The following is a 17,054-nucleotide window of genomic DNA, read 5'->3' as shown; positions in this document are numbered from 1 at the left end:
CGTGGCCGACCGGATCGGGTGGGAGGAGCGAAGACTCATCGACAGCGCCCGCGCGCTCGACCTCGACATCGACTGGGTCAACGACGAATCGCTGTGCTTGGGCGCGGCCGAGGTCGCGACGCTCGAAGGTTACGCGGCGCTGCTGATCCGCAGCCGTAGCTATACCCGAGGCGGGCTGCTGGCCGCGCTGGCCGAGGCGTCCGGTGTGCGGGTATTGAATTCGGCGTCGGCGATCAACGCGTGCGAGAACAAGCTGGTGTTGCGGGCGGTGCTGCGGGAGGTGGGGGTTCCGGTGCCGGATTTCCGGTTGGTGCTCTCGCGCAGCGATTTCGAGATCGCGTTGCGCGATCTCGGCGTGCCCGTGGTCATCAAGCCGGTGTACGGGGGGATGGGTAAGCGGGTCACGTTGATCCGGGATCTGGATCTGGCGAATTCGGTGTACGACCACATCGAGGATCTGGGGCACGCGTTCGAGCAGGCGTGCCTGGTGGAACCGTATCTCGGTGGCGGGCGGTCGATCCGGTGCCTTGTGGTGGGGCGGCGGATCGTGGCGGCCGCGGAATTCGAGAGCGCGGGCGGTGATTGGCGCAGCAATGCCGCGCTGGGCAACCGGAGTCGTTCGCTCGCGCACAGTCCCGAAGTGCACAAGATCGTTGACGCGGTCGTGGACCGGCTCGGCGCGGGCATCTACGGGATCGACCTGTTCGACACGCCGTCGGGATATCTGGTCAACGAGGTCAACCACGCGCCCGCGTGGCGCGGTGTCGCCGCCACGACCGAGGCCGACATCTCGGTGGCGGTGGCCGGATATGTGCGGGAGGCGCTGACATGACGATCAGGGTCGGTGTGGTCGGCGCGTCGGGGATCTCCGGCGGTGAGCTCATCCGGTTGGTGAGTCAGCATCCCGACCTCGAATTGAGTTATCTGGGCGGCAATTCCAGCGTCGGGCGGCGGCCTTCGCAACTGCATCCCGGCCTGCGCCTGGATCTGGGATTGACGATCGAGGCGGTCGACGCTGAGGTGATCGCCGGGCGCTGCGACGTGGTGCTGCTGGCCACGCCCGCACCGGTATCGGCCGGGCTGGCCGCGCTGCTCGCCGACCGGGTGGGCTGCGTGATCGACCTGAGTGGTGCGTTCCGCATTCGTGACCAGCGTCTGCACGGGCAGTGGTATCCGAAGGTGGAGCGCGGGGCCGAACTGGCGGATCGTTTCGTCTACGGGGTCCCCGAGCTGTTGGGCGACGAACTCCTCGGCGCGGCGCTGATCTCGCTGCCCGGCTGCTACGCGACCGCGATCACCCTGGGGTTGGCGCCGTTGACCCTGGGGTTGGGGCTGCATCTGTCGACGGTGGTGGTGGACGGCAAGAGCGGGTCCAGCGGCGGCGGCCTGCAGCTGCGGGTGGCCGATCTGCACCCGTTCCGCAACGGAGCCATCGCCCCGTACGCGCCGACCGGGCACCGGCACGCCGCCGAGGTCAGCGACTTCCTGGAGCGCAGCAAACCGGGCAGTGTCGGGTCGTTGACGATGTCGGCCTACGGGGTGTCCCACGTGCGTGGGCTGCTCGCCAGCGCGTACGTGTTCACCGACGAGAAGGTGGACGCGCGCGACTTGCAGCGCGCCTACCTGCGGTTCTACAAGGGTAAACGGTTCGTGCGGGTGCGCCGCCACGACGAGACCCTGATCCCGGTGCCCGATCCGCAGGCGGTGCTGGGCTCCAATTTCTGCGATGTGACGGTGCTCGACGACGCCGACGGGGCACGGATCGTGGTGCTGGCCGCCCTCGACAATCTGGTCAAAGGCGCCGCGGGACAGGCGATCCAGGTGTTGAACCGCCGCTACGGGCTGCCCGAGGAGACGGGGCTGACGATGCAGCCGGTGATGCCTGCATGAGCGGGTCGGTGCCGGTGGTGGTGAAACTGGGCGGCAGCTGCCTCGACGAACTGGCCGGGTCGTGGTGGGACGATCTGGCCCGCCACGGCCGCGACCACCCGCTGGTATTGGTGCACGGCTGGTCCAAACCGTTGCGGAGACTGCGCCCCCACTACGGCGAGCCGTCGGCGATCCTGCGCGACCGCTACGGCAACCAGAGCCGCTGGACCACCACCGAGGTCATCGACGACATCAAGGTCGTCAGCGCCGAGGTCGCCGCCGAGGTGTTCGGGCGTCTCGAGGCGCGCGGGATCGCCGCGCGGCGGCTGCTGGGCAGCGACGGGCTGTGCCGGGCCGGGACCGGTGAACGCTGGTGGTGGCGCGACAAACAGCTGGTGGAGTTGGAGAATCTGGTCGGCCCGATCGAAGGGGTCGATCCGGCGCCGCTGCGCGATCTGCGGGCCGGGCACGCCTGCCTGGTCACGCCGCTGGCCCGCGACACCGAGGGCCGCGAGGTCAACACCGACGCCGACCGCGCCGCCGCGGCCATCGGCGGCGCGCTCGCGGCCACCGACCTGGTGCTGGTCACCGACGTGGCACATCTGCTCATCGACGGCGAACCGGTGCGTGAGATCAGCGCCGAGGCCGCCGCGCGGTTCCGTGACAAGGGCGCGGTCGGCGGTATGCGCAAGAAGTTGCGCGCCGCCGGTGAAGCGCTCGAGCGCGGTGTGCGGCGCGTGGTCATCGGCAGCGCGCCGGTGTCGGATCTGCTGGCCGGGCGCACCGGCACTGTCATCACCCGAAGCTGAAAGGTGTGTTGCCATGACGCGCTCACGTGTCCTCGTGGTCGACAACGGAACACTGTCGCTCAAACAGTTGCGTGCCCGGTTCGAGGCGTTGGGGTCCGATACCGACGTGGTGGACGCCGCCTCGGTCCCGGCCTCGGTCGAAGGCCGCTACCAGGCGATCGTGTTGAGCGGGACCAAGGTTCGCGCCTACGACCGCGACTACTACCGGCCGCTGGTCGAATTGGTGTCCGGCGCCTCGGTGCCGGTGTTCGGGATCTGCGGCGGCATGCAGATCCTCGCGGTGGCGGCGGGGGCGACGCTGTCGGCCGGGCCGCAGCGGGTCGGCGGGTACGAGGTGAGCGTCGACACCGCCGAACCGTTGTTCGGTTACGTGAAGCCGACGGTGACGGTGTTCCACCGTCACACCCTGTATGTGCGGGCCGCGCCGCCGGGCTACCGGTCGATCGGGCGGTCCGAGCACGCGCCGGTGGAGTTCCTGCGTTCCGAGGACGGCCGGATCCTCGGCGCGCAGGCGCATCTGGAATTCCGGCGCGACGGAACCGAGATCCTGCGCGGATTCGCCGCCATCTACAAATAATGCCGCGCGCGCGGCGTCTGTCCGAAACCTGTTCTCTGCGTGAGGAATCGATATGGTAAATCCGAACGATCCCGCGTTCGCCGTGCATCTGAACGGCAGCGGCGGACCCATCAAGGGCTGGGTGGTGGTCGACTCGCTCTACGACGGCCTGGCCATGGGCGGGGTGCGCATGACCCCGACGGTCACCGAAGCCGAGGTCGCCGGTCTGGCACGTGACATGACCGACAAGTTCACCATGGCAGGCCTGCCGATCGGCGGCGCCAAAGGCGGCATCGTCGCCGAGGGCGGCGACCGTGAACAGACCTTCCGCACCTTCGGCCGCACCGTGAAACCGTTGCTGCACGGCGGTATCCACCTCGGCATCGACATGGGCGTCACCCCCGCCGATCGGGCGATCTTCTTCGCCGAAGCGGGCTACGACCCCCGCTATCGGCCCGGCGTCGCGGACATGCCGATCGACTGGCGCACCTACTACGAACCGTTGATCGACGCCACCGGACACGGCGTCGGCGTCGCGGCGCTCGCCGCGCTCGAAGCAGGCGGACGCACCGGGGCCGGGCGGGTCGTGGTGCAGGGGTTCGGTGCGGTCGGGCGCGCGGTGGCGCGGTTCCTCGAGGACCGAGGCCACACGATCGTCGGGGTCGCCGACGTGGCGGGCACGATCAGCGCCGACCGGTTGCCGGTGCGCGAATTGATCGCGGTGACCGACGAATTCGGCACCATCGACCGCACTCGGCTCCCCGGCGAGGTGCGCACCGGAACCGAAACGGACGCGTGGCTGGACGTGGACGCCGACATCCTGGTGCTGGCCGCGCAGAAATACGCGTTGAACGCGAGCAACGTGCACCGGTTGCGGGTCGGGCTGGTCGTCGAGGGCAGCAACCTGGGGTCCAGCGACGAGGCCAGGGACAAGGCGCGCGCCGCCGGTGTCACGCTGGTGCCGGGCGTGATCGCCAATATCGGCGGCGCCGGGTCGGCGGCGCTGGCGGTGACCAGGGTGGTGCCGTTCGACCTGGAAGCGGCGGCGCGCAAGGCGTGGGTGTTCGACTGGATCGCCGACCGGGTCCGCCGCAACACCCGCGACCTGCTCGAGATCGCCGCCGCCGAACCCGGTGATCCGCTGACGGTGCTGCTGGACGCGCGTCGCCGGGAACGCGGATGACCGGGGTGGCGCCGGTCGCGGCCGAATGCGACACCGAGGAATACCGTGCGCGCGGCTGGTGGCGGTCGCAAACCTTCCTCGACGACCTGCACCGGCAGGCACGGCTGCGCCCGCACCACACCGCGCTCGCGGGGGTGCGGGTGCGGGAAGCGCGCACCGACCTGCTCACCTTCGCCGAACTCGCGCGCACGAGCGACCGGTTCGCGGCGGCGCTGCTCGAACTCGGCGTGCGCGCGGGCGAAGTGGTCGCCTTCCAACTGCCCGACCGGTGGGAGGTGGCGCCGCTGATCTTCGCGTGCCTGCGGGTCGGCGCGGTGATCTGCCCGATCGCCACCGACACCCCGCCCGAGGAACTGCGCCACCGGCTCGCGCTCACCGAAGCCGCGGTGCTGGTGACGGTGGACGAATGGGACGGCCGGGCAACGGCAGAGGCGGCGCTGGCGGTGCGGGCGGGTCTGCCGCTGCGCCACATCGTGGTCTGCGGCGGCGCGCCGCGGCCCGAGGTCGCCGACTTCCACGAACTGTTCGTGGCGCGCGCCGATCCCACGCCCGACCAGGTGTCCGGGCGTGAGCTGGGTCCGGACGAGGCGTTCGTGGTGCTGTTCACCTCCGGCACCACCGGAGCCTCCAAAGGTGTTCTGCACAGCCAGAACACGATCTACGCCGCGGTGCGCGGATACGCCGACGCGCTCGGGTTCGACACGAGCCTGGTCGCGGCGCTGACCTCGCCGCTGGTGCACTACTCCGGATTCGGGCAGGGCATCCTCACCGGGGTGCTGCTCGGCGCGACCATCGTGTTCCAGGACCACCGCGACCTCGCCGGATTCCCCGCGCTCATCGAACGATTCGGCGCCACCCTGCTCTACGGGTCGCCCCCGACGATCGCCGCGGTCCTCGACGCGCAACGCGAACACCCGCGCGAGGTGTCCTCGCTGCGCCAGGTCGTGGTCGGCACCGCGCCGGTGCTGGACCACCTGGTCCGCGACGTGGACGCCGTGTTCGGGGCGCGCACCCACTCGCTGTGGGGGCTCTCGGAATTCGGGCCGATCACCATCAGCCGACTCGACTACGACCCCGGATGGGCCGCGCGCAGCCACGGACGCGCCATCGACGCCGTCGACCTGCGCATCGACGCGCGCGCGGACCCCGACACGCGCGCCGAGGTCGGGCGGTTGCGGGTGCGTGGCGCCTCGCGCGCGCTGGGATATCTGCGGCGCGACGCGGAGTTCGAGGCCGCCGCCACCGCGGACGGCTGGTTCGACACCGGGGACCTGGCGCGCGCGGACGGGCGCGGCGGGGTGCGGATCCTCGGGCGCGCCAAGGACGCCATCGTGCGCGCGGAGCAGGTGGCGCCCGTGGCCGAACTCGAGGCGTTGATCGCTCGGCATCCCGCGATCGCCGAGGCCGCGCTCGTCGGGGTCGCGGGGCGCGACGGCGAAGTGGTCGTCGCGGTCGTCGTCACCGACGGCGCCGCGCCGGTGGCGGTCGAGGAGGTGCGTGCGCTGCTGCGGGCGGCGGAGCAGGATTCGCGGTTCCTACCCGACCGGGTGGCATCGGTGACGGCGCTGCCCAAGACGCTCACCGGCAAGGTCCGCAAGGTCGAACTGCGGCAGCGTTACGGGGAACCGGCTCCAACCGTCGAAGTCGCCGCCCCCGCGCACTGATCTTCATCATCACCTCCGAGCGATACCCTTGAACAGGTCCGGAACGGCTACTGCCGCAGAGAATTCGACATACCCCCGACCCTTGCACCCGACACGGCCGTGGCGCCGACCGAATGGGCATTGTGGGCATGACCTCTGATCGTGGCAGGACGCCGAGCAGCCTCGTCGGGGGTCCGCTCACCGGAACCGAGGGTCTGCTCAGGGGATGAGTCGGGCACCGAAGGGGTTGTCCAGCGCGATCTTCCAGCTGTCGTCGGCCTGTCGGCGCAGCGTGGCCACCGACAAGCCGCTCTGAGCGACCGGCGTGCCGTCGGGGGCGGTGCCGGTCATCGTCCACGGCGCGATGTGCACCGCGGTGTCACCGCTGATCATGACCTCGTGGCCGTGGTCGTAGCGGAATCGCGGGTCCAGCGCGGCGAACGCGGCGAAGCCCTCCCGCAGGTGCTGCTCGCCGCGCACCGACGCGCCCGGCTCGAACGCCACGACCGCGTCGGCGACGTAGTGGGACAACACCGCGTCGATATCGCCGCGTTGCAGGGCCTCGGTCATCCGCGAGACGGTGTCGATCACGTTCTGTTCCATCAGGATTCCTCGTCTGGTTCGGGCTCGCCGCAAGGGGTTCGCCGAGGGATGTGCTCCGGAGTGCCGACAGAATCTAACCCTAATAATTGTGTAATGCAAATGTTAGAGATAAGCTGGGGTTATGAAGCGTCCAGCAGGGAAATCGACGTGTCCGATGAACATGTTCCTCGAACTGTTCGGCGACCCGTGGACCCTGCTGGTGCTGCGGGACATGCTGCTGGTCGGCAAACGACGCCCCGCCGAATTCCTCGACTCCGCCGAGGCGATCTCGACCAGCGTGTTGGCCGATCGGCTCAGACGGCTCGAGGCCGCCGAGATGGTGCGCCGTGTGGGAAGCGGGGAGCGTAACCAGGTCCACTACGTCCCGACCGGCAAGGCCGTGGACACGCTGCCGGTGCTGTTCGAGATGGCCTTGTGGAGCATGGACCACGAACCGGCGGCCGCGCCACTGCAACGGGTGATCACCCGCATCCGAGAAGACCCCCTCGACTACATCGCCGAGATCCGCGCCGAACTCGAACGCGAGACCGCCCTCGCACGACCGTGACCCGGTCGGCCCGACACCAGCCCCGGCTCGACCCGCGCTCACCGCGATGGCAGGGCCGGCTGCGTCCTCGGCTACGCCGCGGTCTCGCGTGAGCGGTGCGACTGTGGCTGTTCGGCGGCCCGGCCGCGGCGCGTTCGCCTCAGGCGGTGGCCTGCGCGGCGGGGTCGGGGGTTACGTTGTCGCACACCGCTTTCAGGTAACCCGCGATGGCGTCGCGGGAGCGGACCAGGCATTCGATGCGGTCGGTCATGCGTTCGCGTTCGGATTCCAGCAGGGCGATCGTCTCGGGGGTGGCGTTGTCGATCTGGATGCCGCGCGGATTGTTCAGGCACGGCAGGATCTGTTTGATGATGCGAGTGGGCAGCCCGGAGTCCAGCAGGCCGCGGATCTGCAGGACTCGGTGCACGCAGGCGTCGGGATAGTCGCGGTAGCCGTTGGGCGCGCGGTCGGCGACCAGCAGGCCCTGCTCCTCGTAGTAGCGCAGCAGCCGCCTTGGTGTTCCGGTGCGCTCGGACAGTTCACCGATCCGCATGTGACCCACCTCATTCCCGCCGACTTGACCTTCACACCTATGTCAAGGTTGAAGGATACAGTATGTCGATTTCCGGGACGGGCCGCGCGCCGCACGCGCACCACCGACGATACTGCGCCGCACCGGCTTCGGAAACCGTCGCCGCGAATCCGTCTCCATCCGAATACATTCCGAATGGTTTGAAATGATATGATTCGAATGTGTCCATTGCTGCGTCCGGCGAGCTCGAAGCACCGATCCGAGCCGTCGCGACATCGCTGGACCGCGCCCACGAACGCGGCTCGCTCGGCGAACGCGAGCACGGGGAGATCCGCCGCCGCGTCACCGAGGTCGCCACACTCGACGATCTCGACGACCTGGTCCGCTCCCACCCCTGCCTGGACACCGCCTTCTGCCGCTACCCCCGCTGCTTCCGACCACGCCGCACCGCCGTCGGCGGCGGCAAACCCCCCGCGTACTGCGCCGACGGCGTCGACGAACAAGGCAGGCCGCACACCGCCGCCACCGCGCACCGCCGCAGACGCCGCACCGCCCCGCATCCTTCCGCCCCCGCCGGTCCGCACGCCGCCCGCGGCGAAGACCGCCCGTACACAGTCGCGAAGGCAACAGTGTCGATCCGGATCGAGGAGTTGCTCAGAGCGTTCGGCGCGCTGAGCGCCGAGGTCGCGGCACTCGAATCGACCTACCGCAGTCTCGGCGACAACGAGACCCGCGAAGCCGAGATCGAATCGGTCCGCGTCGAAGCCCACCGGCGTGTCAACGAAGCCGAGGCCGCGCGACTCGACGCCGAACGCGACGCCCGCGAACTGCGCGAAGCCGCCCGGCTGCTCACCGTGCGCCTCGAGGAAGCCGACGCCGCCGCCGAACAGAACGCCCACGCCGCCGACCTCGCCGCCGTCGAACGCGACCGCGCCGCCGAGAACGCGAGAATCGCCGAACGCGACACCGCCGCCGCGATCGAGGGCGCCACGGCCATCGCGCGCTGGCTGGTCGCCGAAGCCCACCATCTCGCCGCCGAGACCACGCGCTGGGCCGCCTCCCGCCACGGCGGGCCCGGCGCGGCACTCGACCACGGCGAGACGCCCGGCGCGCGGGAACCCGCCGACATCGCCCGCACGCCGAGGCGAACCGGTCTCGGCGAGTCCGGACTCACCCGCCGACGAGCGCCCCGACGCGGCGCGAACACGGTGCGGGCGCCGGGGCGTCTGGGTGTGCGACGGCAACCGCGCACCTGAGCGCGTCCTCTGCGGGCGCCGAAGCCTCGACGGACATGCCCGCCTCATGAATCGCACCGGTCGCGTCCCTGGCGCTACCGGCGCGGCCCGCGGCCGGTGACATGTGGGCAACCCGCGCGAACACCGTGCCCGCGCGAAATGAATCGCCCTGAATCACTTTCCGAAAAGTAGAAGAATCGCGCGCGATACATTGTGATCGGCGAGGATCGGACAGTGCCGTAGCTTATGTATCAAATGAATGCCGTGCGCCGCGGTCGACATCCGAATGTCTTTCCGATATCGGGTGTATCGAGAGAAGAATATTTCCGCGCGGCCGGGCGGTGGAGAAATAGGCGACGAAATCCAGGCATTCTCCGCACGCTGGCGGACAATAAGTTCCCTATCGGCCGAAGAGCGCTGGGCAACCGGTCATCAGAGCCCTCCCGCACAGGTAGCGCGGTGCGTAGTCGCAGTTCAGGCAGCATAGTCGGGGTCCGGGTACGGGGCTTCCCACCGCGTTCCGCCGGGTCGATCGGTACGGAAGCGCTCGCTAATTTCGAGCATCGCGATCACCTTGATAGTGCATTCGGAGTGACTTGTGAACCCCTCGACTCGATGCGATTTTCGGGGTGCGTCCGCGACGGCCGCGCAGTTACGCTTCCACTCGGCAGAAAGCGGAAAGGGGGTTTCATGCGACTGCGAAACAGCGGCGGAGGCGTACGGCCCGTGGATATATCGACGAGAAGGGATATCGGGCGGCGGGCCGGGCGCGGACCGAGAATTCACCCGAACGCGGGCTCGATCGCGTTCGGCGCGAACACCGCCGTCGAACTCCTCGTCGGAGACGGTGGTGACGCGCAGATGGCAGTCCGGGTACTCGTGGTCGCCGACGACACCGAGGCCATCGCGGCGCGGCTGCGCGAACTGCAACGCCGCGGCTACACCGCGCGCGGCGTCGGCACCGGCGCGGCGGCCATCGAGTCCCACCCGCGCGCGGACCTGGTCGTGCTCGACCTCGACCTGCCCGATATCGACGGGCTCGAGGTGTGCCGGTCCATCCGGGAGGTCAGCGACACGCCGATCATCTCCGTCGCCGCGCGGGACACCGAACTGGACCGGGTACTCGCCCTGCAAGCGGGCGCCGACGACTGCGTGGTGTCCTCCTGCGGGGAACGCGAGATGCTCGCCCGCATCGAGGCGCTGCTGCGGCGCGCCTACCCGGCCGCCGAACCCGCGCGCAACCTGGCCGTCGGCGCGCTCGAGATCGACGGCGGCCGCCACGAGGTCCGCCTCGACGGCGTCGCGGTGAAACTCACCACCAAGGAGTTCGAACTGCTGCACACCCTGGCCGAGAGCCCAGACACGGTGATCTCCCGCAAGGAACTCATGGTGCGAGTGTGGGACACGACCTGGTCGGCGTCCACGCGCACCATCGACACCCACGTGCGGGCCGTGCGCGCCAAACTCGGCTCGAACTCCTGGATCATCACGGTGCGCGGCATCGGCTACCGCATGGGGCACGGCCCCGGCGCCGCACGCCTGCGTCCGCGCGCCGAGCTGTCGGGGTCGACGACGGTGGAGGCGATCATGTCGACCTGGACCTCACCCGACGACGTGGTCGACCGGCCATGGTCGGCGGTTCGAGCCCCCGGACGGTTCAGTGCATGAGGCCGATGGTCAGAGCCAGCGCGGCGCTGATACCTACGGCGACCGCGATCGCCGCGAGGATCGAGGCCGACAGGACGGCGACGCCGCCGGTCAGCGCGGTGACGATCAGCCCGGACAGCCAGGCCGATCCGGAATCGAGCGTGCGGGGTCGCGGGGACGGGGTGTTGTTCGCAGCCATGGCAATCTCCCGGCGGCAAGGGCGGCCCCACGCCGGTGACAGCGGGGCGACCGCGACGGTCCACACCGGCGCCTCGTGCGGCGACTGCTCGCGCCACCGAGGTTGCGGTGGGATTGCGGTGCGGCATCACATCCGGGTTGGATAATCGTCCTGATCGGTGGGGAGCGATGTCGCCTTTCCGTATCGGCGCTGTCACGCCGGACGAACATCTCGATGACTGGCGTGCAACACCTACTTGATAGTTGTATCACCGGTCCGGATATCTGTGAAGCCGATTCCGAGATAGTTAACCGTGATGTTGCTTGCATGCGGTGGGTGAAGTGGCGAATCGCACGCACCCCATCGAGGCAAAGGGTATGCACAGAATACTACTAGGCGTAGTATTCGCTGCGTCGGCTCGGGCGTCCGATCCGGGCGGTGGGGAGCGGATATGCGCGTGATCGAGCGGATCCGGCACTACGTGTCGGCCATGGGACAAGCCAAGCGGCACCGGTCGGATCTGGGGCGATGGCTCGTGCGGCGACCGCAGGTCCTGGTCGGCACCGGCGTGTACGAGACGATGCTGCTGCTGTCCAACAGTCTGGACCCGCGACTGAAGGAACTGGCCGAACTGAAGACCGCCGGACTCGTCAACTGCGAATTCTGCCTCGACATCGGCTCGGCGCTGGCGCATTCGAGCGGACTCACCGAGCGGCAACTGCTCGACCTACCCCGCTACCGGACCAGCGACGCCTACGACGACCTCGAGAAGGATGTGCTCGCCTTCGCCGAGGCCATGACCCGCACCCCCGCGGTCGACCTCGACGAGGTCCGCGAGCGGCTGTCGAAACGGCTGAGCAAGACCCAGCTCGCCGAACTCGCCGCCGCCGTCGCCTGGGAGAACCAGCGGGCGCGACTCAACCAGGGACTCGGCGTGCGCCCGACCGGAATGTCGGAGGGCATGGTGTGCGCGCTGCCCGAACTCGGCGGCGGCGAATCGTCACAGTGACATGATGTGCGCGGTCGGTGGCCGGGAAGTACGCTCACCGAGTGCGGGCCGAGGACGTGGTCGAGTCTGCGGACACGAACCGATGGGTTGCCCCCGTAGCGTTCGGCCCGACTCGGCGGCGATATCGCCGCTCACGGTGACGCCCGGATCGCGGTCCAGGACGGCTGGGCCGGCGTAGGCGCGATCACGCACCGCTACCGCGCTCGGCTCCGCTGCCGAGCGGGCGTTCGACAGCGCGGCCTGCCCATGTTGCCCGCGCTCCGACCGAGGGGCGGGATCGTTGAGCGTAACAAGCGCTTGATTCGGCGTCCGGGATATGAACCGAACCCGCGAACGACTCACTTTCATAACAGTCCTGGCCGTCCCTGGGCCTAGGCGCCGCATTGGTACGCCCCGAACACCGACGGCGAGTAGGTTGAACCCGCCGAGCAGGGCACGACAGTGGCGACAACAGCGCGGAAAGGTGGGACGCGACCGATGAACGAGCCGTATTCGCGCAGATATGCCCGGAATTCGGCCGACAATCCCATCCTCGCCGACCGTTACACCTCCGCCGATCCGATCCGCTGGAACGGCAGCATGATCTACCCGATGTACACCGAACCGCTCGGTCCCGCACCCAAGCTGCTGACCATGGCCCTGCTCTCGGCGGCCCCGCCCGCTGGACTGCGCGGACACGGCATCGGACTGTCCATGGTCGACGGCTACATCGACCTCGACGGGCGCCACCTGGGCGGCGTCGACGTCTGGAGCGACGCCCTCTACAGCGGCGTCACCTTCGAACTCACCCCCACCGGGCCCGGCGCGCTGTTCACCCTGACACCGGTTTGGGTGGACGCGCTCGGCGTCCAGAAATCGTGGATGGGCAACTACGGGATCCTCGTCGAGGACATCCCCGACGGGCGAATCGCGTTGTGGTGCAGCATCGGCGAAGGCCCCCCGAACTTCGCCAACCTGGTGGTCGCGCTGCTCACCACCCCCGCACCGGCCCGACCCGTCGACGGCGAGCCCGCCGAACCCGCGCCGCTGCCGGTCCGAGTGCCGCTGGCCCGGCCGCGCACCCCCGTCGCGCAACCGGATGAACCACAACAGGTTCGAGACGAACCCCCGCCACCGGAACCGGAGCCCGCCGTGTGGGAGCCCGCGGCCGCGATCGAGGACACCGAGATCACCCGACCCCACCACTTCGGTGATCGGCTCGAGCACGAGACACACCGCGGACCCGATCACGAGCCACGCGCGGCATCGGACCGCGAGACACATCGCGAAATCGAGCGCGAGACACGCCGCGAGGTCGAGCACGAGCCACGGGGGCAGTCCGAGCGCGACCGCCGCGCATCCGGGCCGCCCGGTCCGGAGTCGGAGGCCGCACACCCTACCGCGGGCGGGGCCGACCCCGGATTCCGCAGCGCGCTCTACGATCTGGGCGTCGCGATGTACGCGCGCGGCGACGAGGAACAGGCGTGCACGCTGTGGGAGCAGGCGGCCACCGCCGGACACCCCACCGCCGCCTACGATCTGGGCGTCGTGCGCTACCGGCGCGGCGATCAGGCCGGAGCCGAGCACTGGTGGCGCACCGCGGCCGATCTGAGCGAGACACGTGCCATGGCCGGACTGTCCGAACTGCTCGACCGCCAGGGCAACCACGCCGAGGCCCAGATGTGGCGCACCCGCGCCGCGCGCGAAGCGGGCCGATCGGCGGGATCGAGCTGAGAAAGCGCCGGTCGGAAAAACGCTTTCCCGACCGGGGACCGATGGGCTACGGTCGCGGGCATGGGTGGTAGTCCGAATCTCGTGGGAGCGTGCGCGGTCCACGCGTATTACGTTCGTCCGCGCGCGGCGGCCCGGATCCGGTCGGCGCGACCGATCCCACGGCACCGCTGAACCCCGACATCGCCGAGCGTCGATAGCGTCTCCACGTCGCTGAGCTTCGGCTGAGCCTCGACCGTCGCTGAGTCTCCACGCGGCCGAGCCTCGACGGGCTGAGCTTCGACGCCACGGCGTCGGGCCTCCGGCTCCCGTACGCGCGGAGTCTGTCCGGCGTGTGCCCCGATCGGCTGAATCCTCGTTCGCTGTCGCGGCGGACGGTCGTGCCCCGACCCGGGTCCGGGCGAATCAGAGTCCTGATTCGACCACTCCCGGAGGACACCCATGTCCCGCACCCCCTCGCGCGCCCGCGCGGGCTCCCCCGTCAGCGACCGCAGGCGGCTGTCGCAGAACTTCCTCGCCGACCCCGCCACCGCGGCGGCGCTGGTTCGCGGCTCCGGTGTCGGAGCACGAGATCTCGTCGTGGAGATCGGGCCCGGCGACGGCATGCTCACCGACCGGCTGCTCGCCGTCGCCGGGCGCGTACACGCCTACGAGATCGACCCGCGCTATGTTGCGCGCCTGCGCCGCCGCTACCGCGACGAACCCCGATTCCATTGCCACCGAGCCGATTTCCGCGACGTCACGACACCGGACGAGCCGTTCGCGGTGGTCGCCAACATCCCGTTCACCGGCAGCACCGACATCGTGCGCTGGTGCGCGACCGCGCCGCGACTGACCTCGGCGACCCTGCTGACCCAGCGCGAATTCGCCCGCAAACACAGCGGCGACTACGGCCGCTGGACCAAACTGACCGTCACCCACTGGCCCTCCCACACCTTCGAACTCGGCATAAGCGTGCATCGCGACCGATTCCGCCCGGTGCCGAAGGTCGACGCCGCGGTACTACGCTTACGCGCCCGCGCGCGGCCGCTCATCGCGCCGGGGCACGAGCGCGCCTACCGGGACATGGTGGAACTGGGGTTCTCCGGAGTGGGCGGCTCCTTCGCGGCGTCGCTGAGTCGCGCGCACCGCGCGGCGCGCGTGCGAGCGGCCTGCGAGCGCGCGGGCATCGACCCGCACGCACCGGTGGGCGTGGTCGGCCCGGACGGGTGGATAGCGGTGTTCTCGGCGCTGCGCCCGACGCGCGACTCTCGCGGGTAGGGCGCCGGTGAGAAACGTTTCACCGGCCGCGGACCAGCATCCGTGATGGGAGGCTGCTCGGGGTTCGACCCGACCGGCGGCTGATCGGTCCGAAACCGTCCTTGTCCGTGTTCTGGACCGGATCGTGTGTCACGCGAAGTCGGCCGCGTGCCTGGCGGCCCAGTCGCGGAACCGGTTCGGGGCGGCGCCTGTGATCTCCTGCACGGTCGGGTGCACGATGGAGGTGAACGATTCCAGTGCGGTGGCGCGCAGCGCCATGATCGCGTCGGCCATGACCTGCGACACTCCGTGGTCCACGATCGCCCGACCCGCCACGGCGGGCTCGACTTCGACGAACCGCAGCGGCCTGCCGAGAACATCGGCGAGAACGGCGGTCATCTCACCGGGAGTCAAGGCCTCCGGCCCGCTGAGCCGGTAGGTTCGCCCGTCGTGACCCTCGCTGGTGAGCACGGCGGCGGCGACGGCCGCGATGTCGTGTTCATCGATGACCGCGATACGGCCGTGGCCGTAGGCGGCGAAGACGCTGTCCCGGTGACGGATCGAGCCTGCCCAGTGCAGCGCATTGGCCATGAAGCCGAGCGGACCGAGGACGGTCCACGCGATGCCGCTGTCGCGCAGCGCTTATTCGCCGAGGCGGTGCCAGCTCGGAATGGGGTCGGTGGCGGTGTCGTCGCCGGTGCGGCCCGAGGACAACTTGACGACGTGCCCGACTCCGGCGCGCGCGGCGTCGTGGAGCACGTTGGCGTCGTGCACCGGAATGTCGGGGCCGGTGGACAGCAGGAAGACGCGTTCCACGCCGTGCATCGCGGCCGCGATGCACGCGCGATCGCCCAGGTCGCCCGCGACGACCTCGACGGCATCGGGAAGGCCGGCGTCGGCGGGTCGGCGCGTCAATGCGCGAACAGGCGCTCCCGAGACGGCGAGCTGGTCGACGAGCGAGCGGCCGACGGTGCCGGTGGCTCCGGTGACAAGAATCATGACGGTCCCTTTCCGTGGTGTCGGGGCGGGGCCCGCGACTCGATCAGCATTCGGTCCGGACTGCTTTCGACTCCATGGGGCGGATCGCATCGGTCGATAATTTCCATCCAGGCCGCGATACTGAGGGAAATGACCGTCATCGACGAGCTGGATCGGGGCATAGTCCACGCCTTGCACATCGACGGCCGGGCGCCGTTCAGTCGCATCGGCACGGTGCTCGGCGTGTCCACACAGACAGTTGCCCGTCGCTACCGGCGGATGCGCACGCAGGCGGGCCTGCGGGTGATCGGCGCCGGTCACCTCGATCGCGACGGGCACACGCGCAGGCTGGTTCGTCTCGGCGCCACCCCGGCAGCGGCTCGCACGCTGGCCCAGTCGCTGGCCCGCCGACCGGACACCTCGTGGATCAAACTGCTGTCCGGCGGCACGGAAATCCTTCTCATCGTGCGCACTCCACGACACGCCGATGCCGCCGACTCGCTGCTACTGCACGAGATCCCGCGCACCGCCGCCGTCACGAGTGTGTCGGCCCACTACGTGCTGCACACCTATCTCGGCGGCCCGACCCCGTGGCACGGCCAGGTCGCGATACTGACCGAGCACCAGACACGACAGCTCGAACCACGCCGCGACGGACCCGTGTCCGGTCGCGCGCTGTCGAACGCCGACAATGCCCTGGTGACGGCACTTCAGGCCGACGGACGGGCCGGATTGACCGAACTGGCCACGGCAACCGGCTGGTCGTCGGCGACGGTCGCCCGCCGACTCGCCGACCTGCGGGCACGCGAGGAAATCTTCTTCGACGTCCAACTCGACGACACCCACTTCGGAATCACCACTCGGGCGCTGCTGTGGATGTCGGTGCCCTCATCCCAACTCGACCGGGCCGGCGCGGAACTGGCCGAACATCCCGAACTCGCCTTCGTGCTGGCCACCACCGGCCCGAACAACCTCGTGGCGCAGGTCATGTGCCCGGACCCCGGCGCCTTGCACCACTACCTGACCCGCCGCCTCGGCGGCATCGCCGCCATCCGCACACCAGAAGTCACACCCGTGCTGGCCACGATCAAAGCCGCAGGCCGCATCACCGCCGAACTTCCCGAACCTCCTCGCGCCACACATCACCGACGCGTCGAACCGCGATAGCCCGTCCCCTCGGAAGGCACCCGACCGACGGCGGAACCCGCTTGTCATCCGTTCCACACCCGAGGAAGTGGAACGACCGGGCATCCCGACGCGCCGGTGCGGGCGATACGCCCGCCGCACGGAGGTCCGAGCGCGCGAACGCGTCGTGGGGGGGGGGGGGGGGGGCCGCC

18 protein-coding genes are annotated in these 17,054 nt (G+C 69.7%); 13 read left to right on the top strand and 5 right to left on the bottom strand.

The genetic code is table 11. The annotated features are described in order from the left end of the window. Position 1: 1 nt before the first annotated feature. Genes IT779_RS24405 through IT779_RS24380 form a run of 6 tightly spaced genes read left to right on the top strand, consistent with a single transcriptional unit; the run spans position 2 to position 6,081 of the window. Positions 2–832 carry an ATP-grasp domain-containing protein gene (locus IT779_RS24405; protein ID WP_332838946.1) on the top strand — a complete coding sequence of 277 codons (831 nt, stop codon included), beginning with the start codon at positions 2–4 and terminating at the stop codon, positions 830–832. Next, entirely contained in the window at positions 829–1,890 is a 1,062-nt protein-coding gene (argC, locus tag IT779_RS24400; protein ID WP_196151741.1) for an N-acetyl-gamma-glutamyl-phosphate reductase, read from the top strand. Before IT779_RS24405 ends, argC begins: the two co-directional genes overlap by 4 nt. After that, on the top strand, positions 1,887–2,678 hold the full coding sequence (locus tag IT779_RS24395) for an amino acid kinase family protein (protein WP_196151740.1): 792 nt from the start codon (positions 1,887–1,889) through the stop codon (positions 2,676–2,678). Before argC ends, IT779_RS24395 begins: the two co-directional genes overlap by 4 nt. A gap of 13 nt (positions 2,679–2,691) precedes the next feature. Then, positions 2,692–3,255, top strand: a complete 564-nt coding sequence (locus tag IT779_RS24390) for a type 1 glutamine amidotransferase (RefSeq protein ID WP_196151739.1) — start codon at positions 2,692–2,694, stop codon at positions 3,253–3,255. Between the two features lie 52 nt (positions 3,256–3,307). After that, a complete protein-coding gene (locus IT779_RS24385; protein ID WP_196151738.1) occupies positions 3,308–4,417 on the top strand; it encodes a Glu/Leu/Phe/Val dehydrogenase in 1,110 nt (369 codons plus the stop codon). Further along, positions 4,414–6,081: an AMP-binding protein gene (locus tag IT779_RS24380; RefSeq protein WP_196151737.1), complete on the top strand. Its 1,668-nt coding sequence runs from the start codon at positions 4,414–4,416 to the stop codon at positions 6,079–6,081. Before IT779_RS24385 ends, IT779_RS24380 begins: the two co-directional genes overlap by 4 nt. Before the next feature lie 198 nt (positions 6,082–6,279). Here IT779_RS24380 and IT779_RS24375 read toward each other — a convergent pair whose 3' ends face one another. Beyond that, positions 6,280–6,663 (bottom strand): YybH family protein, encoded by a 384-nt coding sequence (locus tag IT779_RS24375; RefSeq protein ID WP_196151736.1) that lies wholly within the window; start codon positions 6,661–6,663, stop codon positions 6,280–6,282. 121 nt (positions 6,664–6,784) lie between these two features. On the opposite strand from IT779_RS24375, the gene IT779_RS24370 reads away from it, so the two are divergent. Continuing rightward, a complete protein-coding gene (locus IT779_RS24370) occupies positions 6,785–7,210 on the top strand; it encodes a winged helix-turn-helix transcriptional regulator (protein WP_196151735.1) in 426 nt (141 codons plus the stop codon). 139 nt (positions 7,211–7,349) lie between these two features. Here the strand turns inward: IT779_RS24370 and IT779_RS24365 are convergent, their stop codons facing one another. After that, entirely contained in the window at positions 7,350–7,742 is a 393-nt protein-coding gene (locus tag IT779_RS24365) for a MerR family transcriptional regulator (RefSeq protein WP_196151734.1), read from the bottom strand. Between the two features lie 200 nt (positions 7,743–7,942). On the opposite strand from IT779_RS24365, the gene IT779_RS24360 reads away from it, so the two are divergent. After that, entirely contained in the window at positions 7,943–8,977 is a 1,035-nt protein-coding gene (locus IT779_RS24360) for a hypothetical protein (protein WP_196151733.1), read from the top strand. Positions 8,978–9,682: 705 nt separating this feature from the next. Next, a complete protein-coding gene (locus IT779_RS24355) occupies positions 9,683–10,624 on the top strand; it encodes a response regulator transcription factor (RefSeq protein ID WP_198428894.1) in 942 nt (313 codons plus the stop codon). Here IT779_RS24355 and IT779_RS24350 read toward each other — a convergent pair. Continuing rightward, positions 10,614–10,802 (bottom strand): hypothetical protein, encoded by a 189-nt coding sequence (locus IT779_RS24350; RefSeq protein ID WP_196151732.1) that lies wholly within the window; start codon positions 10,800–10,802, stop codon positions 10,614–10,616. The two genes, IT779_RS24355 and IT779_RS24350, sit on opposite strands and share 11 nt — an antisense overlap. A 430-nt stretch (positions 10,803–11,232) precedes the next feature. On the opposite strand from IT779_RS24350, the gene IT779_RS24345 reads away from it, so the two are divergent. The 3 genes from IT779_RS24345 (at position 11,233) to erm (ending at position 14,760) form a co-directional block, all read left to right on the top strand. Further along, on the top strand, positions 11,233–11,790 hold the full coding sequence (locus IT779_RS24345) for a carboxymuconolactone decarboxylase family protein (protein ID WP_196151731.1): 558 nt from the start codon (positions 11,233–11,235) through the stop codon (positions 11,788–11,790). Positions 11,791–12,267: 477 nt separating this feature from the next. After that, positions 12,268–13,503, top strand: a complete 1,236-nt coding sequence (locus tag IT779_RS24340; protein WP_196151730.1) for a tetratricopeptide repeat protein — start codon at positions 12,268–12,270, stop codon at positions 13,501–13,503. A gap of 438 nt (positions 13,504–13,941) precedes the next feature. Beyond that, positions 13,942–14,760: a 23S ribosomal RNA methyltransferase Erm gene (gene erm / locus IT779_RS24335; protein WP_196151729.1), complete on the top strand. Its 819-nt coding sequence runs from the start codon at positions 13,942–13,944 to the stop codon at positions 14,758–14,760. Positions 14,761–14,889: 129 nt separating this feature from the next. On the opposite strand, the gene IT779_RS37995 is transcribed toward erm, so the two are convergent. Together IT779_RS37995 and IT779_RS37990 are read right to left on the bottom strand one after the other, a co-directional pair. Beyond that, positions 14,890–15,330 (bottom strand): Rossmann-fold NAD(P)-binding domain-containing protein, encoded by a 441-nt coding sequence (locus tag IT779_RS37995; protein ID WP_232542062.1) that lies wholly within the window; start codon positions 15,328–15,330, stop codon positions 14,890–14,892. A 51-nt stretch (positions 15,331–15,381) separates the two neighbouring features. Next, positions 15,382–15,738 carry an SDR family oxidoreductase gene (locus tag IT779_RS37990; protein WP_232542061.1) on the bottom strand — a complete coding sequence of 119 codons (357 nt, stop codon included), beginning with the start codon at positions 15,736–15,738 and terminating at the stop codon, positions 15,382–15,384. Between the two features lie 129 nt (positions 15,739–15,867). Here IT779_RS37990 and IT779_RS24325 point away from each other — a divergent pair, with 129 nt between their 5' ends. After that, positions 15,868–16,884: an Lrp/AsnC family transcriptional regulator gene (locus IT779_RS24325; RefSeq protein ID WP_196151728.1), complete on the top strand. Its 1,017-nt coding sequence runs from the start codon at positions 15,868–15,870 to the stop codon at positions 16,882–16,884. Positions 16,885–17,054: the final 170 nt, after the last annotated feature.

Origin of the sequence: Nocardia bovistercoris (assembly GCF_015674855.1) — a bacterium.
Lineage (GTDB): Bacteria > Actinomycetota > Actinomycetes > Mycobacteriales > Mycobacteriaceae > Nocardia > Nocardia bovistercoris.
This window is presented reverse-complemented; position numbering and strand designations above follow the sequence as displayed.